This window comes from Arthrobacter sp. D2-10, assembly GCF_054161285.1.
Genome location: NZ_CP096431.1, coordinates 1,610,093 through 1,632,373, shown reverse-complemented (window position 1 = coordinate 1,632,373; position 22,281 = coordinate 1,610,093). Strand labels below are relative to the sequence as shown.

22 protein-coding genes and 1 tRNA gene are annotated in these 22,281 nt (G+C 62.9%); 4 read left to right on the top strand and 19 right to left on the bottom strand.

The genetic code is table 11. The features are described from left to right. Nucleotides 1-70 precede the first annotated feature (70 nt). The 3 genes from nrdE to nrdH are packed head-to-tail and all read right to left on the bottom strand — an operon-like array spanning nucleotide 71 to nucleotide 2,968. Nucleotides 71-2,221, bottom strand: a complete 2,151-nt coding sequence (gene nrdE / locus M1D74_RS07585) for a class 1b ribonucleoside-diphosphate reductase subunit alpha (RefSeq protein ID WP_458117028.1) — start codon at nucleotides 2,219-2,221, stop codon at nucleotides 71-73. After that, nucleotides 2,218-2,676 carry a class Ib ribonucleoside-diphosphate reductase assembly flavoprotein NrdI gene (nrdI, locus tag M1D74_RS07580; protein ID WP_458117027.1) on the bottom strand — a complete coding sequence of 153 codons (459 nt, stop codon included), beginning with the start codon at nucleotides 2,674-2,676 and terminating at the stop codon, nucleotides 2,218-2,220. Before nrdI ends, nrdE begins: the two co-directional genes overlap by 4 nt. Before the next feature lie 46 nt (nucleotides 2,677-2,722). Beyond that, nucleotides 2,723-2,968 carry a glutaredoxin-like protein NrdH gene (gene nrdH / locus M1D74_RS07575; RefSeq protein ID WP_458117026.1) on the bottom strand — a complete coding sequence of 82 codons (246 nt, stop codon included), beginning with the start codon at nucleotides 2,966-2,968 and terminating at the stop codon, nucleotides 2,723-2,725. A gap of 366 nt (nucleotides 2,969-3,334) precedes the next feature. On the opposite strand from nrdH, the gene M1D74_RS07570 reads away from it, so the two are divergent. Next, entirely contained in the window at nucleotides 3,335-4,270 is a 936-nt protein-coding gene (locus M1D74_RS07570) for a LysR family transcriptional regulator (protein WP_458117025.1), read from the top strand. Between the two features lie 64 nt (nucleotides 4,271-4,334). Here M1D74_RS07570 and metE read toward each other — a convergent pair whose 3' ends face one another. Together metE and M1D74_RS07560 are read right to left on the bottom strand one after the other, a co-directional pair. Continuing rightward, entirely contained in the window at nucleotides 4,335-6,662 is a 2,328-nt protein-coding gene (metE, locus tag M1D74_RS07565) for a 5-methyltetrahydropteroyltriglutamate--homocysteine S-methyltransferase (protein WP_458117024.1), read from the bottom strand. A gap of 50 nt (nucleotides 6,663-6,712) precedes the next feature. Beyond that, nucleotides 6,713-7,654, bottom strand: a complete 942-nt coding sequence (locus M1D74_RS07560) for a methylenetetrahydrofolate reductase (RefSeq protein ID WP_458117023.1) — start codon at nucleotides 7,652-7,654, stop codon at nucleotides 6,713-6,715. A gap of 341 nt (nucleotides 7,655-7,995) precedes the next feature. On the opposite strand from M1D74_RS07560, the gene M1D74_RS07555 reads away from it, so the two are divergent. Then, nucleotides 7,996-9,114 (top strand): aromatic acid exporter family protein, encoded by a 1,119-nt coding sequence (locus M1D74_RS07555; RefSeq protein ID WP_309072568.1) that lies wholly within the window; start codon nucleotides 7,996-7,998, stop codon nucleotides 9,112-9,114. On the opposite strand, the gene M1D74_RS07550 is transcribed toward M1D74_RS07555, so the two are convergent. Together M1D74_RS07550 and M1D74_RS07545 are read right to left on the bottom strand one after the other, a co-directional pair. Next, the gene (locus M1D74_RS07550; RefSeq protein ID WP_375164859.1) at nucleotides 9,111-10,319 is read right to left on the bottom strand and encodes an App1 family protein; all 1,209 of its coding nucleotides are present in this window, start codon (nucleotides 10,317-10,319) and stop codon (nucleotides 9,111-9,113) included. The genes M1D74_RS07555 and M1D74_RS07550 overlap by 4 nt on opposite strands. A 78-nt stretch (nucleotides 10,320-10,397) precedes the next feature. Further along, nucleotides 10,398-10,559, bottom strand: coding sequence for a hypothetical protein (locus tag M1D74_RS07545; RefSeq protein ID WP_309072569.1), 162 nt, complete (start codon nucleotides 10,557-10,559; stop codon nucleotides 10,398-10,400). Nucleotides 10,560-10,730: 171 nt separating this feature from the next. On the opposite strand from M1D74_RS07545, the gene M1D74_RS07540 reads away from it, so the two are divergent. Then, the gene (locus M1D74_RS07540; RefSeq protein WP_309072570.1) at nucleotides 10,731-11,660 is read left to right on the top strand and encodes a 5'-3' exonuclease; all 930 of its coding nucleotides are present in this window, start codon (nucleotides 10,731-10,733) and stop codon (nucleotides 11,658-11,660) included. Here the strand turns inward: M1D74_RS07540 and M1D74_RS07535 are convergent. The 4 genes from M1D74_RS07535 to M1D74_RS07520 form a co-directional block, all read right to left on the bottom strand. Beyond that, on the bottom strand, nucleotides 11,657-12,859 hold the full coding sequence (locus M1D74_RS07535; protein WP_458117022.1) for a MalY/PatB family protein: 1,203 nt from the start codon (nucleotides 12,857-12,859) through the stop codon (nucleotides 11,657-11,659). The two genes, M1D74_RS07540 and M1D74_RS07535, sit on opposite strands and share 4 nt — an antisense overlap. Before the next feature lie 169 nt (nucleotides 12,860-13,028). After that, nucleotides 13,029-13,541 carry a DUF6640 family protein gene (locus M1D74_RS07530; protein WP_458117021.1) on the bottom strand — a complete coding sequence of 171 codons (513 nt, stop codon included), beginning with the start codon at nucleotides 13,539-13,541 and terminating at the stop codon, nucleotides 13,029-13,031. Between the two features lie 249 nt (nucleotides 13,542-13,790). Next, nucleotides 13,791-14,102: a hypothetical protein gene (locus M1D74_RS07525; protein WP_458117020.1), complete on the bottom strand. Its 312-nt coding sequence runs from the start codon at nucleotides 14,100-14,102 to the stop codon at nucleotides 13,791-13,793. 274 nt (nucleotides 14,103-14,376) lie between these two features. Continuing rightward, on the bottom strand, nucleotides 14,377-14,874 hold the full coding sequence (locus M1D74_RS07520; RefSeq protein WP_309071040.1) for a hypothetical protein: 498 nt from the start codon (nucleotides 14,872-14,874) through the stop codon (nucleotides 14,377-14,379). A 431-nt stretch (nucleotides 14,875-15,305) separates the two neighbouring features. Between M1D74_RS07520 and M1D74_RS07515 the strand changes: the two genes are divergently transcribed. Then, on the top strand, nucleotides 15,306-15,851 hold the full coding sequence (locus tag M1D74_RS07515) for a YceI family protein (protein ID WP_309071041.1): 546 nt from the start codon (nucleotides 15,306-15,308) through the stop codon (nucleotides 15,849-15,851). A gap of 310 nt (nucleotides 15,852-16,161) precedes the next feature. On the opposite strand, the gene M1D74_RS07510 is transcribed toward M1D74_RS07515, so the two are convergent. From M1D74_RS07510 to proB, 8 genes are all read right to left on the bottom strand, one after another. Beyond that, nucleotides 16,162-16,237: transfer RNA gene (locus M1D74_RS07510), tRNA-Ala, on the bottom strand. Between the two features lie 91 nt (nucleotides 16,238-16,328). Continuing rightward, nucleotides 16,329-17,030: a histidine phosphatase family protein gene (locus tag M1D74_RS07505; protein WP_458117019.1), complete on the bottom strand. Its 702-nt coding sequence runs from the start codon at nucleotides 17,028-17,030 to the stop codon at nucleotides 16,329-16,331. Continuing rightward, entirely contained in the window at nucleotides 17,027-17,473 is a 447-nt protein-coding gene (gene rsfS, locus M1D74_RS07500; RefSeq protein ID WP_458117018.1) for a ribosome silencing factor, read from the bottom strand. Before rsfS ends, M1D74_RS07505 begins: the two co-directional genes overlap by 4 nt. An 18-nt stretch (nucleotides 17,474-17,491) precedes the next feature. Beyond that, on the bottom strand, nucleotides 17,492-18,604 hold the full coding sequence (locus M1D74_RS07495) for a hypothetical protein (protein ID WP_458117017.1): 1,113 nt from the start codon (nucleotides 18,602-18,604) through the stop codon (nucleotides 17,492-17,494). A gap of 21 nt (nucleotides 18,605-18,625) precedes the next feature. Beyond that, nucleotides 18,626-19,231: a nicotinate-nucleotide adenylyltransferase gene (gene nadD / locus M1D74_RS07490; RefSeq protein ID WP_458117157.1), complete on the bottom strand. Its 606-nt coding sequence runs from the start codon at nucleotides 19,229-19,231 to the stop codon at nucleotides 18,626-18,628. A gap of 95 nt (nucleotides 19,232-19,326) precedes the next feature. Next, nucleotides 19,327-19,566, bottom strand: a complete 240-nt coding sequence (locus tag M1D74_RS07485) for a hypothetical protein (RefSeq protein ID WP_458117016.1) — start codon at nucleotides 19,564-19,566, stop codon at nucleotides 19,327-19,329. 152 nt (nucleotides 19,567-19,718) lie between these two features. Then, nucleotides 19,719-21,056, bottom strand: coding sequence for a glutamate-5-semialdehyde dehydrogenase (locus M1D74_RS07480; protein WP_458117015.1), 1,338 nt, complete (start codon nucleotides 21,054-21,056; stop codon nucleotides 19,719-19,721). Between the two features lie 42 nt (nucleotides 21,057-21,098). Further along, nucleotides 21,099-22,247, bottom strand: a complete 1,149-nt coding sequence (gene proB, locus M1D74_RS07475) for a glutamate 5-kinase (RefSeq protein WP_309071047.1) — start codon at nucleotides 22,245-22,247, stop codon at nucleotides 21,099-21,101. Between the last annotated feature and the right edge of the window lie 34 nt (nucleotides 22,248-22,281).

The following is a 22,281-nucleotide window of genomic DNA, read 5'->3' as shown; positions in this document are numbered from 1 at the left end:
AAATGTACGACGACGGCGAGCCGGTTTCTCCCCGCCTGCCCGCCGGCGTCGTCGTTGGCTTACTTCAGCGTTACAGCATGCAACTGACGCAGCCCTCAACCTCCGTGCCCTCCAGCGCGAGCTGACGGAGACGGATGTAGTACAGCGTCTTGATGCCCTTGCGCCAGGCGTAGATCTGGGCACGGTTGATGTCACGCGTGGTGGCGGTGTCCTTGAAGAACAGCGTCAGCGAAAGCCCCTGGTCCACGTGCTGCGTGGCAGCGGCGTAGGTGTCGATGACCTTCTCGTAGCCGATCTCGTACGCGTCCTGGTAGTACTCGAGGTTGTCGTTCGTCAGGTAGGGCGCCGGGTAGTACACGCGTCCCAGCTTGCCTTCCTTGCGGATCTCGATCTTCGCTGCCACCGGGTGAATGGAGGAGGTCGAGTTGTTGATGTAGCTGATCGATCCGGTCGGCGGTACGGCCTGCAGGTTCTGGTTGTAGATCCCGTGCTCCATGACCGAGGCCTTGAGCGCCCGCCAGTCCTCCTGGGTGGGGATGTGCACGTTGGCGAACAATTCCTTCACGCGGGCGGTCTGCGGAACCCATTCCTGCTCGGTGTACTTGTCGAAGTACTCCCCCGACGCGTACTTCGACTTCTCGAAGCCGCCGAAGGTTTGACCGGTCTCGATCGCCAGCAGGTTGGAGGCACGGACCGCGTGGTACACCACTGTGTAGAAGTAGATGTTCGTGAAGTCCAGACCCTCTTCGGAGCCGTAGTGGACCCGCTCGCGGGCAAGGTAGCCGTGCAGGTTCATCTGGCCGAGTCCGATGGCGTGGGACGCGTCGTTGCCCTTGGCGATAGACGGGACCGAGGAGATGTGGGACATGTCCGACACAGCCGAGAGGGCACGGATTGCGGTCTCGATGGTGCTGCCGAAGTCGGGCGAGTCCATGGTCTTGGCGATGTTCAGCGAGCCCAGGTTGCAGGAAATGTCCTTGCCGGTCTCGGCGTAGGAGAGGTCCTCGTTGTACGTGGTGGGCTGTGAAACCTGCAGGATCTCGGAGCACAGGTTGGACATGATGATCTTGCCGTCGATCGGGTTGGCCCGATTCACGGTGTCCTCGAACATGATGTACGGGTAGCCGGACTCGAACTGGATCTCCGCGAGCGTCTGGAAGAACTCGCGGGCCTTGATCTTGGTCTTCTTGATCCGTGAGTCGTCGACCATCTCGTAGTACTTCTCGGTGACGGAGACATCGGAGAACGGCATGCCGTAAACGCGCTCGACGTCGTAGGGCGAGAACAGGTACATGTCCTCGTCCTTCTTCGCGAGCTCAAAGGTGATGTCCGGGACAACGACGCCGAGCGAGAGCGTCTTGATGCGGATCTTCTCGTCAGCGTTCTCACGCTTGGTGTCGAGGAACCGGTTGATGTCCGGGTGGTGCGCGTGCAGATAGACGGCGCCGGCACCCTGACGCGCGCCGAGCTGGTTGGCGTAGGAGAAGCTGTCTTCGAGGAGCTTCATCACGGGGATGACGCCGGAAGACTGGTTCTCGATCTGCTTGATCGGGGCGCCGACCTCGCGGATGTTCGTCAGTGCGAAAGCGACACCGCCACCCCGCTTGGACAACTGTAGCGCCGAATTGATGGAGCGCCCGATGGACTCCATGTTGTCTTCGATGCGGAGCAGGAAGCAGGAGACGAGCTCGCCGCGCTGCTTCTTGCCTGCGTTGAGGAAGGTGGGTGTTGCCGGCTGGAAACGGCCCTCGATGATCTCGTCCACCATGCGGGTGGCGAGTTCCTCGTTGCCCCGGGCCAGGTGCATGGCAACCATGCAAACGCGGTCCTCGTAGCGCTCGAGGTACCGCTTGCCGTCAAAAGTCTTCAGCGTGTAAGAGGTGTAGAACTTGAACGCGCCGAGGAAGGTCTCGAACCGGAACTTCTTCGCGTAGGCACGCTTGTAAAGGTCACGGATGAAGTTCATGGTGTACTGATCGAGCGTTTCCCGCTCGTAGTACTCGTTCTTGACCAGGTAGTCGAGCTTTTCCTCGAGGTCGTGGAAGAAGACCGTGTTGTTGTTGACGTGCTGCAGGAAGTACTGGTGCGCGGCTTCCCTGTCAGCTTCGAACTGGATCTCGCCGTTCGGGCCGTACAGGTTGAGCATCGCGTTGAGCTCGTGATAGCCCAAACCCTTGAAACGCTCGGGAAGTGCGGGTGCTTCTGGTTCAGCGACTGTCATGTCCAAAACTCTTCCAATCCTTGGGTTACCCGGTCAACGTCCTCAGACGTGCCCATAAGTTCAAATCGATACAGCACGGGAACACCGCATTTTGCCGCCACGATATCCGCAGCAAGGCAGTAGGTGTCCCCGAAGTTGGTGTTGCCGGCGCCGATGACGCCGCGCAGCAGCACGCGGTTGTTCTCGACATTGAGAAACTTGATGACCTGCCTGGGCACTGCGCCCTGGCCGCCGACTCCCCCGTAAGTAGGTAGAACCAGCACGAACGGGCTGAGCGCGTGCAGTGTGTCTTCTTTAGTGAGGAGCGGAATGCGCGCCGAACGGACGGGCAATTTACTGACGAACCGATGGGTATTGTCCGACGCCGACGAAAAATAGATCAACGACGCGTCAGTTTCCAAGGGTTCCCTCGCTGCCCGTCCGCGAGCAGGTCGACTAATGGTTGGTGTTGTCATGGTGACTACATCCGCCCTCGCGAGTGGGTAAGACTGAAAGCCGTGCCTAGGCTACGGAAGTAACCGATCCCTGAGCGAGCTCGTTGATCTTGTCGGGGCGGAATCCTGACCAGTGATCCTGGTCGGTGATGACGACGGGCGCCTGCATGTAACCGAGCGAGCGGACCCGCTCCAGCGCTGCGGGATCCTGAGAGATATCGACGCTTTGGTAGGCGATGCCCTTCTTGTCCAGGGCCCGATAGGTGGCGTTGCACTGTACGCATGCTGGCTTGGTGTAAACCGTGACGGTCATGTCCCTGACTCCCCTTGTGAAGTGCTGTTATTCGGCCAATGTTGGTGGGCTTCAAGCCGCTCTTCGGACCGTCAAACGGTCGATGCGGAGACTGCCTCGCCAGCAGGTATTTCGATATCTAGATACTACATCTAGTGCAACGCAGTGGCGCCGACCCCAAGATGATGTATTACAAGTATGTCATTTGCCGGTCGATTCGTCCACAGGGAATCCACATGCAGCAGCCCGTCAAAACGGCTCAACGGCGCGGTTGCATGCAGTTGGGTCCACAGGCTGTGGAGCACTGTCCACACAGGAAAATGGCGAGCGTGTCGCGCTTTCTCGGCGTGTCGCTGCGTAGGGGAAAACGCGTGAGAGGATGACGACGTGGTCAATCCCGTTCACCTGCGGACCCTGCTTGAAGTCATCCGGCACGGATCCTTCGCGTCCGCCGCCACACGGCTCGGTTACACGGCCTCCGCAGTGTCCCAGCAGATGTCGGCGCTGGAACGGGACACCGGCGTCACTCTCTTCACTCGATCCGCACGCACCGCTGTTCCCACGGAAGCCGCCGTCGTCATGTCACGCCATGCTGCCAAGGTGCTGACGGACATCGACACTCTCCTGGCATCCACCGCCAAAGCCGGCGCCGCAGTGACCCAGGAACTGCGGCTGGGGATCTTTCCAAGCCTCGCAACGTTCGCTCTCCCCCGGCTTGTGCGCACGCCGCAGTGGCAGCGGCTCGGAATCAACCTCAAAGTCTTCGTCGGCGAGCCGGCGCAAACCATCCATGGCCTGCGCACCGGCGGTGAACTGGATCTAGCCCTGGTCTTCCAGGTTGGACAGGGCGGCCTTGCCTGGCCCTCCTCGGTGAGCCGGCAATGGATCGGTGACGACAATTTCCGTGTCGTGCTGCCGGCGGCCTGGGGAATAGGCGAAGGTTCCACCGTCTCGGCTGGACAGTTGGCCGATATGCCGTGGATCATGCACCACCCCGGCACCTCGGACGCAACGGTTATCGAACGGTTGTTCGCCAGCTGCAACCTCCACCCGCATGTCGCCGCCTACTGTGACGACTTCAACGCCAGCTTGGCCATGGCAGCCTCCGGCATGGGCGCAGCGCTCGTACCTGAACTGGCCATGCTCCGTGCACCCGAAGGCATTGTCGCGCTGGATGTTCCCGAGATCCGCCTCGCCCGCAGCATCTTCGCCCTGCAGATTGCCGGAAAGCAGACCACGCAGGTGCGTCTGTTCATGGACCAGCTCGCGGATGTGCTCAAGGACCGGCAGATCGTGCCCCGGAAGAGCAGCCGCCCGGCCTAGCCTCCCAGGAACGCAAAAGCGCGGACCGGAAACCCGGCCCGCGCTTCAGCTGTCTCGAGGGTTACTACGAAACCGCCGCCTCCAGCTGTGAACGGACGGATACCGTCGCGTTGACGAGATTCCGCAGCGACTCCTCAGTCTCGGCGTAGCCTCGGGTCTTCAGGCCGCAGTCCGGGTTGACCCAGAGCTGGCGCGCAGGCACATGCTGTACAGCCTTCTCCAGCAGCTCGGCGACTTCCTGCTCGCCAGGCACGCGGGGCGAATGGATGTCGTAGACGCCGGGGCCAACGCCGCGCTTGAAGCCGTGGCCTTCAAGGTCGTGTACAACCTCCATGCGTGAGCGGGCAGCCTCGATCGAAGTCACGTCGGCGTCGAGGCCGTCGATGGCATCGATGATGGCGCCGAACTCCGAGTAGCACAGGTGGGTGTGGATCTGCGTCTGTGGAGCGGCGGACGCCGTCGACAGCTTGAAGGAGTTGACCGACCACTCAAGGTATTCGGCCTGGTCTGCCCTGCGCAGGGGCAAAAGCTCGCGCAACGCGGGCTCGTCCACCTGGATCACCTTGATCCCTGCGGCTTCGAGATCGGATACCTCGTCGCGCAGAGCGAGCGCCACCTGGTTGGCTGTGTCGCCGAGCGGCAGGTCGTCGCGGACGAAGGACCACGCGAGGATGGTTACCGGTCCGGTCAGCATCCCCTTGACCGGCTTGTCAGTCAGGGTCTGGGCGAACTCAGCCCACGGCACGGTGATGGGAGCCGGACGGCTGACATCACCCCAAAGGATGGACGGACGCGTGCAGCGGGAGCCGTACGACTGAACCCAGCCGTGCACCGTGACCTCGAAACCGTCGAGGTTCTCCGCAAAGTACTGCACCATGTCATTGCGTTCGGGCTCGCCGTGCACCAGAACATCGAAGCCCAGCTCTTCCTGCAGGTCGATGACGCGCTTGATCTCGTCCTTCATGAGCTGTTCGTACTGCTCGGGTGACAGGTCACCCTTGTTGGCCCGGGCACGGGCCGAGCGCACTTCGGCGGTCTGTGGGAAGGACCCGATGGTGGTGGTGGGCAGGGCCGGCAGGTCCAGTGCCTGTTCCTGGGCGGCGACGCGGGCCGCGTAGTGTCCCCTGGAGAAGTCCGACGGCGACAGGGCAGCTGCGCGGTTCCGCACCTCGGCACGGTTCACGCCCGCGGCGCCCGCCCGGGAAGCGAGCACTTCAGCCGCAGCCTGGATCTCGGCGTCGATGGCGCCCGGGTTGCCGATTGCGCGTGCCAGCGTGACGACTTCGGTCACCTTCTGGTCGGCAAAGGCCAGCCAGCTGCGCAGCTGCCCATCGAGCTGCTGCTCGTCCTCGACGTCGTGCGGTACATGCTGCAGCGAGGTTGAGGTGGACACGGCGAGGGCCGGCACGGAGGCCGCCAGCTCGGCGAGCTTCGCAGCGGCAGCGCCGAGGTCGGCCTTCCAGATGTTGTGTCCATCCACGACACCTGCCACCAGGGTGGTGTCGCCGAGCTGCGCGAGATCGGCCGCATCCGGAACTTCGCCCTTGAAGACGTCGATGTGGAGAGCGTCGATACCGGTACTGCCGATGACCGGCAACAGGGAACCAAGGGAGCCGTACTGGCTGGTGACCAGGATGGCCGGGCGCTTCGTCGCCTCAGCGGACAGCGCGGCGTAGGCACGCTCGACGGCGGCGGCCACCTCGCTCTCGGGAATCGCCTGATCGGCCACCAGAGCCGGCTCCTCAAGCTGGACCCACTGAACGCCGGCATCGGCGAGCTTGCCGAGGAGCTCCACATACAGCGGCAGCAGATCATCCAGACGGCTCAACGGGTCGAATCCTGCGGGTGCTTCGTCGGCGGCCTTGCTGAGCAGCAGGAAGGTCACAGGACCGATCAAAGTGGGACGCACGGTGTACCCAGCGGCAGCGGCTTCGGCAACGTCGCGCAGGATCCAGTCGTTCGCCAGTGAGAAGGCTGTTTCCGGTCCGATCTCGGGCACAAGGTAGTGGTAGTTGGTGTCGAACCACTTGGTCATCTCGAGCGGTTGCCGCTCCTTGTCACCGCGGGCGAGGGTGAAGTAGGCGTCAAGGCCCAGAGAGCCGTCGCCGTCGTACAGGTCCTTGAAGCGGTCCGACACGGCACCGAAGGTGACCGCTGTGTCCAGCACCTGGTCGTAGAGGGAGAAGGACGCCGGGATGGAATAGTTGCCGGCCTCCAGGCCGAGGTCGGCCAGCCGGGCATAGGTTGCGGCGCGGAGCTCTGCTGCGGTTGCTTCCAATTCAGCGGCCGAGGTGCGGCCGGCCCAGTAGGCTTCAACAGCCTTCTTCAGCTCGCGGCGACGGCCGATGCGCGGGTATCCGACGATGGTGGCTTTCGGGAATGCGGTTGTCATGAGGGTCCTTTTCACGTTCGTTGAAGGTTCAGTCAGGCGTTGAGGTTCAGTCAGGCAGTACGTCCGAGCCCACCCGGAACGGGGGGTCGGCGGAGATCAAGGTGCTCGAGCACGTCCAGCGCTGCTGCGTGCTCATTGAAGGTGTAGAGGTGGATTCCGGGTGCTCCGGCGTCGAGCGCTGCGTTGGCAAGGTCGACCGTCGCCTGGACGCCGATGCGGCGGCGCGCGGCGTCGTCGTCGGCTGCTGCCAAGCGCTCACGCAACTCGTGATCCATTTCGATGCCGGCGAGCTCGCTGAGGCGGTCCAGCCGGCGCACGCTGGTGAGCGGCATGACTCCGGGGATGATGGGAATTTCGACGCCGGCGCGGCGCGCTGCGGAGACCAATCGCTGGAAGTGGTCGGGGAAGAAGAACACCTGCGTGATCGCGAAGTCCGCACCGGCCGCCTGTTTGGCGAGCAGCGCCTCGATATCGTGGCCGAAGCTTGGTGATTCCGGGTGCTGGGTGGCATATGCGGCGACGCCGACGGCGAGTCTGCCGGCGCACAAATGCGCCGTCCTGCGGCGTTCCGCTTCGCGGACGAGCTTCACCAGATCGCTGGCGTAGGACAGATCACCCGGCTCCACGGTCGGGTCTTTGGGAGCGTCCCCGCGGAGCGCGAGGATGCCGCGTACACCGAGGGTGATGAGTTCATCGACGAGGTCGAGGAGGTACTCGCGGCTGTTGCCCACGCAGGTGAGGTGTGCCAGGGGCTTGAGCGAGGTCTCCGTCAGGAGTTTGGAGAGCAGCTCGACGGCGGTGCCACGGTTGGAGCCTGAGGCACCGTAGGTCACCGAAACGTAGTCGGGGCTGGTCTGCTCAAGCTCGCGGATGGTGCGCCAGAGCGTTTCGGCCGCACTGGTGCTGCGCGGCGGAAAGAGTTCATAGGACAGGGCGGGATACGGCTCGGGAGCCGGCGGACCCACGGTATGGACGGACTTTGCTGGTGACATTCGTCATCCTCGGTCGTTAGGACATCCGGCTGCCGCCCCGCACAAAAGATGCGCAAAAGCAGAACCGGAATGAAATAAGGAAAGGAAGCAGGACAGAATCCCGATCACCGCGCGGCCGCGCGGCAGGGAACTCCTGCGAAACAAATGTCAGGCCCACATGGGGGCACCCACACTCCCAACTTTGGGAGTCGCTGACCCGTTACGGAAGTAACTTGTCCTGAACGTTACGGCACGGCCGCGCGGGCCTTCAAGAATTGTTGCGACACCCCCGACACATTTCGTGGAGCAGTCCTCCACGGAGCACTCACGGGGCTCTCATAAACGGTTGCCATACTGAAGGAATGCGACGCCTGCTGACCCATTCCGGTGACCTGCGGGAGCGTACCCGGCACCTCATCATGCACGAGCGCCTTCTGTTGGCCATCAAGACCGCCCTGGCGGCGGCGGTTGCATGGTGGCTGGCTGTGCGGGTCCCCGGAGTTGCCGCGCAATATCCCTACTACGCTCCGCTCGGTGCGGTGGCGACGATGTACCCCACCATCGCCGGATCAGCGCGGCAGGGTATGGAGACCCTCCTGGGCTTGGCCGTGGGGTTTGCCCTGGCGCTTCCGATCATCTTCATGGGGAGTGTTTCCGTGCTTTCCCTCGCGATGGTCGTCGGTGTGGGCGTACTCGTTGCCGGCATCCCTCGATTCGGTGCAGGCAGAGACTGGATTCCAATGGCCGCCATCTTTGTACTGCTGGTCGGGGGCAACGATCCGGAAGAATACTCCTTCAGCTACCTCCTTCAAATGCTTGTCGGCGTGGTCGTCGGGCTGGTGGTGAACCTGCTGATTTTCCCGCCGCTTCACCTTGACGGCGCGGTACGCGGTCTCCGGGACTTCCGGGCGCTGCTGGCCCGTCAGCTCTCCGACATGGCCAAGGCCATCACGGAATCCTGGCCGCCTGAGCACGAGGAATGGGCCGAACGCGAGGGTCGATTGACCGATCTGGGCCAGGAGGTCCGTTCCGCGGTGCAGTTGGCGGACAGCAGCAGGCGCGGAAACCCACGACGACGGCGCTATAAACGCGATCTCGCCGCGGACTACCAGCGGCTACAGGCGATGGAACGGATCGCCTTTCACGTTCAGGACATGACTGAGGTCCTTGCGGGGGTCATCTGGCGCACCCCCGAATCCACTCCCCTGCCACCGGCACTGGTTCAGCCCCTTGCCGATGCCATTGCCCGGACTGCAGAGGCTCTGGATGAGTGGGACCCGGAAGGTTCCACCATGACGCGCGCTGAAGATGCCGTGGAGCACCTGATGCAGCAAATCTCCTCCGGAGCCGCTGCCGAGGAGCGAATCCAGGCAACAGCGGCGCTGGGTATGGACCTGCGGCGGATCCTGCTGACCGTTCGTGCCGAATCCGAGTCACCCTATGACGGGGCAGTACCGGACGTCGGGAAACGGGGGAGCTAGACCTCGTCCTCCGGGTCGATACGGGCCGCACTGTCGATGATTCCCATCCGGCTCAGCTGATCCGACATGCCGGCACCGTCGCCAGCGTAAATCCACGGAATGCCCGGCGTGGACCCCGCAAGGTTGGCCTTCGATCGTCCACCCGCGAGTACGGCTTCGCTTGTGGAGAGCTGCCGTATGGCGATCGCCCGGACATTGTCCGGGTGGTTTCGCGCAAACTCCGCATAGATAGCCTCATCATGCTGTCCGTCGTCACCGATCAGCAGCCACTTGACCGAGGGGAACTCCTCAGCGAGCCGCTCCAGTGAGGACCGCTTGTGTTCCTGTCCGCTACGAAACCAGCGGTCGCGGGTAGGGCCCCAGTCGGTAAGGAGTTTTGGTCCGGCGGGGTACAGGTTCCTTGACAGGAACCGCGTCAGCGCGGGCGCTACGTTCCAAGCGCCCGTTGAGAGGTACAGCACGGGGGCGGCCGGATGCTTCCGGACGATCCGTTCCATCAGGACGGACATCCCGGGAGTGGGAGTACGCGCATGCTCATCAAGCACGAAGGTGTTCCAGGCCGCCAGAAACGGACGCGGCAGAGCGGTCACCATGACGGTGTCGTCTATGTCGGATACGACGCCGAACGTTACGTCGTTCTCGACGACCCGCACGGGAGCGTCAGCCACGACTGAGTCCCCGGACTTGATGCGGACGGTATGCCAGCCCGGTGCGAGCGAGGCATCGATGTGGACGTCGATGACGCCGCCCCTGTCCGCATGGACGACGGCGGTGGTTCCGTTGACCTCAAGCGTCACTTCCGCATTGCGCACCGGTGCGCTGACGAAGTTCCGCCATCCACGGAGCCCTTCCTTGATGGGCTTCATGGTCTCCTTGCCCTCAAGCGGCTGGAGATCACGTGGATTGGAGAGAACCACGCGACCGAGAACACGGATCCAGGTGGTGGTCCCGTAACCCGTGTACGGAATGATGGTCTCGACGCGGCCACGCTTCTCCGCGATACGGGTCTGCAATGAGTGCCACGTATCGCCGATCATCAGACCGAGGTGGGTCCGTTCCCTGATCTCCGCCCCAGGTGGGGGCAGCGGTATGGGTGTGGACTGTCCGCTCGCGGATGATGCCGGGTCTTCAGGACGCCTATCGGCTCCTCCCGCGTGGGCTTCGTCAGATGGTGCCTGCTCGAATGGTGCCTGGTCGGTTGCCATGGCTCCAGTCTTGCATGATCAAACCGCGTTGCCACAGGGAAGAGCGCGTCGCTCTGCTGCTCAACCAGGTTGGGCCGCTTAGACCATCGCTTCCTCGCGCTGCTCGGAAGCCTTCCAGATGGTCACCGTCCTGTGCCCGGGGTTGAGGAAGGTGTGGTTCTCGGAAGTGACTGATTCGGCTGTCCTGGTCTCGACTACCCACGTCCGCTGACACTGACGGCACCGCATTAGTCCAGTCATGATGCACTTGCTCCGTTCGTGCTTTTGGTTGTCCGGTCCCAGTGTGGACCTACTTGCTCCAAGCTTCAAGGGTTTTCATCGATCGAATGGATATATTTTCTGAGGACTGGGTGAGGTTCGGTGGCGCGCCGTCGTCGTCGTTCCGGGACTGCACCATGGGAGGATCTGAGAGTGGCCGAACGACTGATGCTCCTCGATACACCGTCCCTGTACTTCCGCGCTTTTTATGGGTTGCCGGACAGCCTCAAGGCAGCCAACGGGATGCCGGTAAACGCCGCTCGAGGGTTGCTTGACATGATCGCCCGCCTGGTGACTGATTATGAGCCGACACACTTGGTCGCCTGCTGGGATGATGACTGGCGTCCCCAGTGGCGCGTAGAGCTCATTCCCAGTTACAAGGAGCACCGGGTTGCCCGGAAGGTTCCGGACGGTCCGGACATCGAGGAGACGCCGGAGGGCCTGGTAGCCCAGCTCCCGCTGATCCGCGAAACCCTCGCCGCGCTTGGTCTGCCGATCATCGGAGCGGCAAGGCACGAAGCCGACGATGTCATCGGCAGCCTCGCCAGCCAAGCCACTATGCCGGTGGACATTGTCACCGGTGACCGGGACCTGTTCCAGCTTGTCGACGACGCCAGCGGCGTGCGGGTGCTCTACACCGCCCGGGGAATGAGCAAGCTCGAAGCAGTCACCGATGTGACGGTGGTGGGTAAGTACTCGGTACTTCCCGGCCAGTACGCCGACTTCGCTGCGTTGCGGGGTGACACCTCAGACGGCCTTCCCGGCGTTGCCGGCATCGGCGACAAGACGGCGGCCAGCCTTCTCAAGGAATTCGTCGATCTCGACGGGATCATCGACGCGAGCAAAGACTCCTCAAGCGCCATGTCAGCGTCGGTACGCCAGAAGCTCACGAGTGCTGCCGACTATCTGGCTGTAGCTCCGACGGTTGTCGGCGTGGTCCGGGATCTGGACCTGGGCCAGATCGATTCCCGGATCCGGCCGCTTGATGCCGAGCAGGAAGTGGCACTGAAAAAACTGGCAGAGCAATGGAACCTCGGCGGCGCGGCGGACCGCGTACTGAAGGCGTATGCCACCCGCGGCTAACCTGTCCTCCGCTGGGCGAGTGCCCTTTCCATGCGCCGAACTGCCTCGATAAGGATTTCCGGGTGCGTCGCGAAGTTGAGCCGCGCGTGACCGGCGCCACCCGTTCCAAACACATGGCCCGAGCTCAGGGCGACCCGCGCCTGATCGAGGAAGAATCTGGCAGGCCCGGCCAAATCGGTAACAACCGCAGGGTCGTCCTGGGGAGCGGATTCACCGAACCCCAGTTCCCGAAAGTCCAGCCAGGCCAGGTATGTGCCCTCCGACGGAAGCAGCCCGGTTCCCGTGAGATGCTCGGCCACAAGCTTGCCAAGCAGGTCGCGGTTGTCATTCAGGCCCATCAGCAACTCATCCAGCCAGGCACCTCCCTCGCTGAACGCTGCCGTGTGAGCGAGGACTCCAAGGTGACTGGGGCCGTGACTTACCTCTTCCGGCAGCCGGGCAAGGTCCGCTGTTGCTTCGGGTCCTGCGATGAGAAGTGCCGCTTTCAATCCCGCTAGGTTCCATGCTTTTGATGCGGAGGTGAGCGAGAAGGCGTCATCGCTCCCCGCAACGCTCAGATAGGGGGTGAAACTGGCCCCGGCGAGCACAAGCGGACCATGGATCTCGTCCGCTATGACCCGCACCCCGTGACGGCCGGCTAGCTGCGCAACCTCCTCAAGCTCCTGGCGGGTGTGGACCGTGCCAGTGGGATTGTGAGGGTTGCTGAGCAGGAAGGCGGGCTGCCCCGACGCGGCCCGCGCAGCCTGAAACGCCTCGTCGAGATTGCCCAGATCAAGGCGTCCATCACTTCCGAGAGGTGCTTCGACAATGCGCCGGTCGGCATGTGTGGTGAAGGCGAAGAATGGTGCATACACCGGAGGTGTGACGACGACGGCGTCCCCCGGCGCCGTCACCAGCTTGAGGACCTCGACGATACCCATCATGACGTCAGGAACGACAGCGATCCGATCGGTATCGACGTTCCTCCATCCCCAACGCTCTACGGCAAACGTCCTGAAGGCTTCCGCGTAGGCGTTTCCCGCCGGGTATCCGGTGTCGCCTTGATCGATTGCCTGCTGCAGTACTGCCCGGACCGGCGGTGCCAGTGGGACATCCATCTCCGCGACCCACAGCGGCAGGACATCGGCGGGGTAGGTACGCCATTTGAGGCTTGAGCGCTCTCGTAGCTGCTGAAGGGTCAGTTGGCTGAGCGGGTTCATAAGGTCAATCTATACAGAGTGCAGCGCCGGTCTGCGATAGGTGCAGGAAACACGTAAGATCACTTGTTTCCCTCCTTGAAGCACCGAGTAAACGGCGGAATTGTGCGTTATCTGGATGATGCCGGAAAGCGTGCTTCGGTGGGGCTGGCCGGACAGAGTTTCGGGTCACTCAGTCCCCCAGCTGAAGTTCATGACGCAGCGCCAATGAACGATTCACCGACCTCTTAGGCAATATAAGGAGGGAGCCGCAACGGGGACAGGGCTTGCTCCTGCCCCCCCATGGACGTTGAATCTGGCCAGCTTGCCAGCGCCGGTCCAGGTAATAACCCACAGCGATCAGCCCCAGCATTGCACCGCTGGCGAACCGTTCGTCGATCCACACCCCCCGCACCCGCGGGACCGTCTCAGGAAACTCGGTCTGCAAACCTCCAGTGCCAGGAAAACCGATCGCCGCGCCCATGGACGCCCAGAAAAACGCCGGCAATAGCGCCCCCATTGCGATGTCTCGCTGTGGTGCCGAGCCCTTACGATTCAACACCCATAAACCACCCAGCCCCAGCAACGCCCCCATAGCGACCGTTTGCGCGTCATGGAACCTGGCGTGCGGGGGCCAGCTGGGATTGAACAAATGTGTCCGATTCCAGTCCGCCGCGAATCCGCCAACAGCGGTGGCACCAGCCACGACTTTGAGAACCTTCCGACCTGCAGACACGCCCTGTCCCTCCCACTCGCTCACTCCTTGACCAGACCACGCCACTCATGGTGGGCCTTGAACATTACGCCGCGCACCTCCTCCTGTCTGTACCTGTCAGCCAACTGATGTGAACACACACCCGAGGTCCTCAGCCATACACAACCACCACATCACACACCTCCACCGAGTGCTCAGGGGAGAGTGAACACAGAAAGCTTTCTCACTGATGGGCGGAGGTCATAACTGAGAGTATTGGAGCGCCTGGGTTCGGGGGTTACTGCCGCAGTAGGTGTACCTGCAAACCCGTTCAGCGATGTGTGGAACGGCTGCTGGAATGATTATCACCCCTGCATAGAGGATGGACGGGTCGATCTTGGCTGACCGCAGGCTGTATTCATACGCATAGGTCGATATGGGCCGTCCCACGATCTCCCGCGCAGGTTCCCCTTTGATGAGCTGGTTGACGCTGCGGCCTCCAACGAGGATTTTGATCTGTACGCCGGGCATCTCGGCTGCGGCGTTACATGCGGCGCGGAGAGCCGTGGTCAAGTCTGGAAAGGGTTCATGCCCGGGGCAGGTCAGGTGCAGGACCAGCACGTTGGTGCCAGCTATCTGGCTGATCGCGAGCGACAAAGTGTCGGCTGAGCCAGTTGGTAGTTTCCGCACCCTTGCCCTGATCAGTGGACTGTCGCTGGGTGAGCGCCGCGCAGGTGCAACGCTTACTCGAGCATCCACCCTCTCCACTGATTAAGGGCCCGCAGCGAACCCCGTCATCTCCGGCCCATTAACAGGGGGGCAACTCTCGCAGTGCAAGCAAGGAAGGCTAGTGGCTGGTGCGACCCCGGGTGGAAGAAAGCCTCGGAGGTAATACCCGGTCGGCCACCACGCCGGTCACTACCGAGAACACTGCTTTGTGCAGGACATCAACGGCTCTTTCACCCGCGGGCCAGGTCGCCGGCGGCGCGCCGACACCAGTGGAGTTCTCGATGGTCTGATCGAATCCGAGGCGTATCACGGTGTGCCAGAGGTTCGCGTGCACCCCGCGGATACCGGTCACGGCCCAGATCCCCCGCAACGCACCAAGAGCCGCACCCGTGGCGTAATGCATAAGGTGATTCCACACCACAGGCTTAGCGCCATCACCTGTTTGCTTGCCAAGCAGCGCCAATAACGCCCGAGCGGGCACATAGGAGTTCGGGCGGTGGGTAACGGCCTGTTCAAGCTTCTCACCAACCGCCATTACTGCTGCTCCGGCAAGTCCTGCTGCCGCTCCGGTTGCGGCCGCTCCACCCAGTTCGTTAAGACGAGATGCCCTGGTCATGATCTTCCCTTCCTAATTTTCTCACTGTTTCACTACTACTCAGTCGGATCACCGACGGAATCCACACGAACAGGACGGGAAACACCACAAAGGCTGCCACCATAGTCCATCAGTCAGACAGCAACCCAACATCGCCGGCCTGATGCCCAGAGGTGATGTAGGACCATTACTCCCGAAGTCCCATAAACAATGATAAGCACGCTTACCGATTTCGCACCGGCCTCATAACCGCGCTTCACACTGAAGTCATTGGCGGTTTCCAGCAGCGCCGGGCGAATGAGGCCTAGGGCGCCAAAAACTTCGAGTGTGCCGATGGTTTTGAAACTGGCTGCTTGGCTTTCGGCTGGTGGCGTCTGGACAAAACTTTCAGAGTGCAGCAGTGTGGGGCTTGGTCATCCTGACCGGTTTTCACTGATAAGGAGATGCAAAAAGTGACGCTGCCACAAGGAATAACTCCAGGTGTCTGGGTTCTTGACATGTCGCACAGTGAGATTGCATTCACGGTCCGGCATGCGGGCATCAGCAAGGTACGCGGCCGCTTCCTCGAGGCTTCCGCCGAGGCCCGGATCGGGGAGTCTCTGGCCGACGCGTCGCTGCACGCCACGGTCAAAACTTCCAGTTTCGATTCCGGTGACGCCAACCGGGATGCCCACGTGAAGGGACCGGAATTTTTTGATGTGGAGAAATATCCGGAGATGACATTCCGCGCCACGTCCATAGAAGGTGACGGCGAGGACTATACGCTGACTGGCGATCTAACTATCAGGGGAGTGACTAGGTTGGTGGAACTGGAAGTGGAGTTCAGCGGTGTGGCTGTGGACCCTTTCGGTGCCACGCGCGCAGGCGCCTCGGCCGAGGCCGAGATTAGCCGCAAGGACTTCGGCCTGACGTGGAACGCGGTACTGGAAACCGGCGGCGTGCTGGTCAGCGACAAGGTAAGGATCAATATCGAAGCGTCGCTGGTCAAGCACTCCTGACGACCCCCCTGAAAACCTTGCCCTTTCTCTACCCCTTTTGCGGGTCGTCCTGGTCGGAGACCGCAATAGCGGAGGAATCGCGCTCCTGGACAGTCCCCGACGGAGCACCGAGCTCGACGTCAACCTATGGAAGTAAGTAAGAACCTCCGACGCGCCCTACTACCCGCCTTTTCACCCGAGATGATCCGCACCTTCCCCAAAGCATGTGTGAGCGCCTTCATGCCATAGTTTTAGCTGCACCAAGAGCGCACGGTGCAGACATAAAGAAATCCGCTGGAACAGGGCTTCTCCCTTTGTTCCAGCGGATCATTGGTGGAGCTGAGGGGACTCGAACCCCTGACCCCCTGCATGCCATGCAGGTGCGCTACCAGCTGCGCCACAGCCCCAAACTTGTTTCCTGGCCCTTACCGGCCGAAGCAACTTGTCCAGTTTAGACAATTTTTCTGGTCCCGCAAAATCGGCGAATCTCCGCGGATTTCAGCCTTCCAGCGGTGTGGAGGGCATGGACGCAAGACCGACGTTGTGCTCAGTCAATTGCCATCGTGGCGTGACATCCGACAACGACGGATTCAACTCCTCGAGCACGGACCAGTGACAGTTCGCTACTCCTGCCAGTGAGCCCCACAACTCCGGCGGAATGCCCATCAAAGCGGCAACCCCTGCACGGATGGCTCCCCCATGGCTGACCACAACGAGAGTCTGCCCGGGCTGCAGGGCGGCAACGGCGTCGAGCGTTCCTGCCTGCATCCGCTCGCCGACCTCCAGCCGACTCTCTCCCCCGCCGGCGGCAACCCGCGGGTCACCCTCGTGCCACGCCCGCTGATCCTCGGGGAACCTGCGGCCGATCTCAGCGAAAGCCAATCCTTGCCAGCGCCCGGCGTAGGTCTCCCGGAACCGTGGGTCGGTGCCGGACGAGACGCCGGTGGCGACGCTCAAGGCCGCAGCGGTGTCACGCGCCCGCTCCAGGTCCGATGACACAATAAGCGACGGCGAAAAGTGCTTCAGCTCGTAGGCGGCCTGCGTCGCCTGCTGCCTGCCGAGGTCGTCGAGGGCGATGTCCTCCTGCCCCTGGAAGAGCCCGCGGGCATTCCACTCGGTCCTCCCGTGGCGCCAGAAGACGATCCTCCGGCCCTCAGGAGCGGAGTCCCCCGCCGCGCTGTCTACGGCCCGCGGACTCACTCGACGTCTGCGCGCGCAGCGTCCGGGGAACCAGCTTCAGCAGGGTCTTCGGCGGCGCCGTCAGCAGAGACAGTCCGTCCTGAATCCTCGATCTGAAGGTCCACCTTGGGGCAGTCTCCCCACAGGCGTTCGAGGGCGTAGAAAACCCGGTCCTCCTGGTGCTGGACGTGAATGACCACCTCTGCATAGTCAAGCAGCACCCAGCGGCCTTCGCTCCGGCCCTCACGGCGCACGGGCTTCAGGTCCTGCTTGGCGAGTTCCTCTTCGATGCCGTCAACGATTGCGTTAACTTGCCGTTCGCTGGGGGCCGAGGCCACGAGGAAGACATCAGTGATCGCGAGGCGTTCACTCACATCCATGGCCACGATGTCCTGTGCAATCTTGTCCGTCGCCGCGCGTGCTGCGGTGCGGGCAATCGCAATGGACGATTCCGATGCGCTCACTGATCTCCTAGGGTGTGGTCAGCCGCCGAAGCCGCCGACAATCATCATGATTCCGGTGATGAGCGCGAGTGCGCCCAGTCCAACTACCGAATATTGCAGTATCCGCATGCGCTGAACCCGGGCCAGGCCCGCGGTCATGGCGTCAAGAGGCTCAAGTCCGTAGGCGCTGCGCGCACGGATGGGGGTGACGCCGTCGGACCCGGGACGGCGCTGCTCACGCACCATCGCCTCAGCCTGCGCGAGAACGTGCGACCGTCCGACGGAGTCGGGCGATGTAGCGGACGACGGCGGCCGGGTTGGGACAGCGGGCGCGGTAATGACTGGCTGGACATCCCTGGCTGTGACGACGGGAATGTGGGATGTCGACGGTGCGGGCGCGTCCGGGCTCTCGGGAACGGCACGTACGAATTCCACCGGCGAGACTATCGAGAGATTGTGTGCGGTCGTAGGGTCATTCAGCAGCGGCTTACGCTGGCGGTTCTCCTGTGTCAGCTGCTGGATCTTCTGGGCACGCGTGTTGAGCACTGCGGCCCGTTCGGCCAGCGCCTTCTGCTGCGCAAGGATCTCCAGATCCACGGAGAAAGGGTCATCCTTGGCGGCTGCTTCCATCACCGCGACCTGGTTCTGGGCCTGGTTGATGATCGCTTCCCTGGCTGCGAGTGCCTGCTCCACCGTCATCTCATCCAGATCGGCGTTTGAGAGCTGGGAAGCCTGAGCTGCAGTCGTTGGCCCATCAGCCTGCAGCGCCTTTTCACGGGCAGCCTGCTGCTGGAGACGAAGCTGGCGCCGGGTGGGGATGCTCGAGGGCTGCTCAGCCTGCTGCTCCGCCAACGCACGGTAGTTACGGAGCATCTCGCGATCCCGGGCGCGTGCCTGCGAGATCCGTTCCGTGGAAGGCTGTTTCGGCGGAGCGTCAACGGGGGCGTCGGCTGCGCGTCTGCTGCGGCGCTCGCGGATCGGCGCGACTGCAACGCCCGCTTCAGCGGTTTTGCCGGAAGGCGGCGCCGGCGGGTTCGCGGGCAGGTGCGTCTCGACGGATCCTTCGTGGGACGGCGATTGATCCTCGGCAGAAGTCGCGCGCGCCTGCCGGAGCGACCTCCGGCTCTGTGCGGACTCGTTACCGTTACTCATTACTTCTTCACCCAGTGATTGTCATGTTGTTGTGGACACTTCAGGTTGGACCGGCGCTCCCGTGCTGGGTCCGTTCTTCCGGTAAAGCCCATGCTTGGCGATGTACTGCACGACGCCGTCCGGAACCAGATACCAGACCGGCTCATCGTCAGAGACCCTTCGGCGGCAGTCGGTCGAGGAGATTGCCATCGCCGGCACCTCCATCAGGCTGACGTCCTTCCGCTGCGTGCTTAACTCGTGCCCCGGCCGGGTCACCCCGACAAAGTGCGCAAGCGACCACAGCTCATCAACGTTCTTCCAGGACAGGATCTGAGCCATGGCATCAGCACCCGTGATGAAGAAGAGCTCCGCTTCCGGACGTGTTGCGTGAAGATCACGCAGCGTATCAATGGTGTAGGTGGGGCCGGGCCGGTCGATGTCGACCCTGCTCACCGTAAACCGTGGATTCGACGCTGTAGCCACCACAGTCATCAGGTAGCGATGCTCAGCTGGGCTGACTTCCTTCACGTTCTTCTGCCACGGCTGGCCGGTAGGAACGAACACCACTTCGTCCAGGTCGAACGCCGCTGCTACTTCGCTTGCCGCAACCAGGTGACCGTGGTGGATCGGATCAAAGGTTCCGCCCATCACCCCGAGGCGCCAGCGGCGTGAACCGTCGGTTCTGAGAGCACTCGGATGGATCACCTGCTCGGGTGGGGACGCGGAAGGAACGGTCAAGGAAATCAGTGCTGGGACATCTCGCCGTGATCGTGCTTGTTGGGGTGCTGACGATGCGGATCGGCGTGCTCGACAACCGCCTCGTGGCGGTGACCGAGGCTGGTGAACGAGATGGTCACGAACATCAGCAGGAGCAGTGCCCCCATGATGATGGCGCCATACGCGATCGCAGGCATGGGAAGCTCGGCGTGGTGCTCGGCGGTCTCGCCTGCTACCACCGCAACATTGAGGATCTGGTTCAGCATTCTTCTCCCCTTGAGAACGACGTGGCCAGCCCGGCGGCTGGGCGCGGGTCAGCGCTTAGTTTCAGTACAGTATCCGTACTATCCTACGCGCTAACCGCGTACCGCTCGACTTCCACTGCCGAACGTTCCGCGCTCAGCCGTGCGACGCGGTTCTAGCGGCGGATCTGTCCATCGCCCTGAATGATCCACTTTGTGGTGGTCAGTTCGCGCAACCCCATCGGGCCGCGAGCGTGCATCTTCTGCGTGGAAATGCCGACCTCCGCCCCGAGCCCCAGCTCGCCGCCATCGGTGAAACGCGTGGAGGCGTTGACGATGACCGCCGCGGAATCCACTCCAGCGATGAACTGCTCGGAGTGTGTGAGGTTGTTGGTGATGATGGCTTCAGTGTGCCCCGTGCTCCATGTCCGAATGTGCTCCAGTGCTTCATCGACTGTGTCCACCATGGCCACCGCTATGTCCAGGTCCATGTACTCACGCGCCCAGTCGTCGTCGTTCGCGGTATCTGCCGTGACCCCCTGCGGAAGGATCGCCTGGATGCGGCTGTCCGCGTGGATGCGCACGCCGGCGCGGGACAGCGCCTCCAACACTGCGGGTGCTGCCTGCGCGTCCCTATGGACCAGAAGGGTCTCGACCGTGTTGCAGACGCTGGGACGCTGGGTCTTGGCGTTCAGCAGGATGTCGACCGCCATCTCCTCGTCGGCGCTCTCGTCGAGGTAGATGTGGACGTTGCCCTCGCCGGTCTCGATCACGGGGACTGCTGCGTTCTGGACTACGGTCTGGATGAGGTCGTGGCCGCCGCGCGGAATCAGAACATCGACGCGCCCGCGTGCCTTCATCAGAACGTTGGCGCCTTCACGCCCGAACTCGTCCACAGTCTGGACGGCGTCCGCCGGCAGGCCCGTTCGGTCAAGTGCGTCACGGATGATGTCCAGCAGCGCAGCGTTGGTATGCGCGGCCGCACTACCGCCTCGGAGGATCACCGCATTCCCACTCTTCAGCGCGAGTCCCGCGATATCCACCGTGACGTTGGGACGTGCCTCGTAGATAGCCGCCACCACCCCGAGCGGAACATGGATCTGCCGCAGTCTCACGCCGTTGGGCAGGGTCTGTCCACGCTCGATGGTGCCAACGGGGTCAGGCAGTCCGGCGAGATTCTCGAGGGCGGCAGCGAGGCCGGCAATGCGCTCTTGGCTCAGGCTCAGCCGGTCCAGGAGTGCATTGGAGGTGCCATTCGAGCGGCCCGCTTCCAGGTCCTGCCGGTTGGCGCGCAGAATGGCTTCCTGATTGGCGACGAGCGCCTCCCCGATGGCGCTCAGTGCCTTGTCCTTGTGGGATCGGTTCGCTCGGGCGATGACGCGCGAGGCGGTCCGGGCGCGATCCGCGATGGCGTGCACAGCCTGCTCGACGTTCACCGGTGTTCCCGGCTGGTCGCCGTTCTCTGGGTCGGTGATGGCCTGCTGGGCAGTCTGCTGTGTGGTCACGTCAGTCATTGCTCCAGTCTAGCGAGGGCGCCCGCCCAACCCCAGCCGGGCTCAGGAGGAAGCTACCGCGTTCAGGACCACAAGGTCGTTGACGTGGACCACCGACCGTTCATACTCCCGGCCGAGTTCACGCGAAAGCTCCCGCGTGGACCTGCCAAGCATGCGCGGCAGTTCGAAGGAGCTGTAGTTGACCAGACCGCGGGCGATGACGGTGCCGGTGCCATCCACCATTTCCACCGGGTCACCGGCCTCGAACTCGCCGCTCACCGACACGATGCCTGCCGGCAGGAGCGACCGGCGTCTCTCCCCCACAGCCCTGACCGCGCCGTCGTCCAGCGTCAGCGTGCCCTGGATCCGGGCCAGATGGGCAAGCCACAGCAGCCGGATGGGCTGGCGGCGGCCGTTGGTGCTGAACCAGGTGCCCACGTCTTCACCGGCCAGTGCAGGGCCTGCATTCGCTGTGGAGGTGACGAGGGCGGGGATCCCGGATGAGGCAGCAATGGTGGCGGCTTCAACTTTCGTCACCATGCCGCCTGTGCCGACTCCCGCCTTGCCTGTACGTCCGATACTCACGCCCTCAAGATCTTCGGGGCCGCGAACCTCCGCAATGCGCTTCGCGCCTTCCTTGGGCGGACCGTCATAGAGCGAGTCGACATCGGACAGCAGGACGAGTGCATCGGCTTTAACCAGGTGCGCCACGAGGGCAGCAAGACGGTCGTTGTCCCCGAAACGGATCTCGGAGCTCGCCACCGTGTCGTTCTCGTTCACGATCGGGACCACTCCGAAGTTCAACAAGCGTTCCATGGCCCGGTGCGCGTTGGCGTAGTGGCTCCGCCGCATGAGGTCGTCGAGGGTCAACAGCACCTGACTGACGGTGACGCCGTGAGCCCCGAAGGCGTGGGTGTAGCGGGCCATCAGGAGGCCCTGTCCCACGCTCGCGGCCGCCTGCTGGGAGGATAACTGGCTGGGCCTGCGCGCCAGCCCCAGCGGGGCAAGACCAGCTGCGATTGCGCCCGAGGATACGAGGATCACCTCGGTACCCTCGTTGTGCCGGGCCGCAAGCACATCGGAAAGAGCGTAGAGCGCTTCGTCGGAGAGTCCTCCGGAGAGTGACGTGAGAGAGGACGAACCTACCTTGACGACTATTCTCTTGGCTTTCGCCAGTCCGGAACGGGTCTTGAGCGGGCGCTTTGCGGTCATCTATTCCTTCTGTCTGGTTCTCCAGTGGTCAACA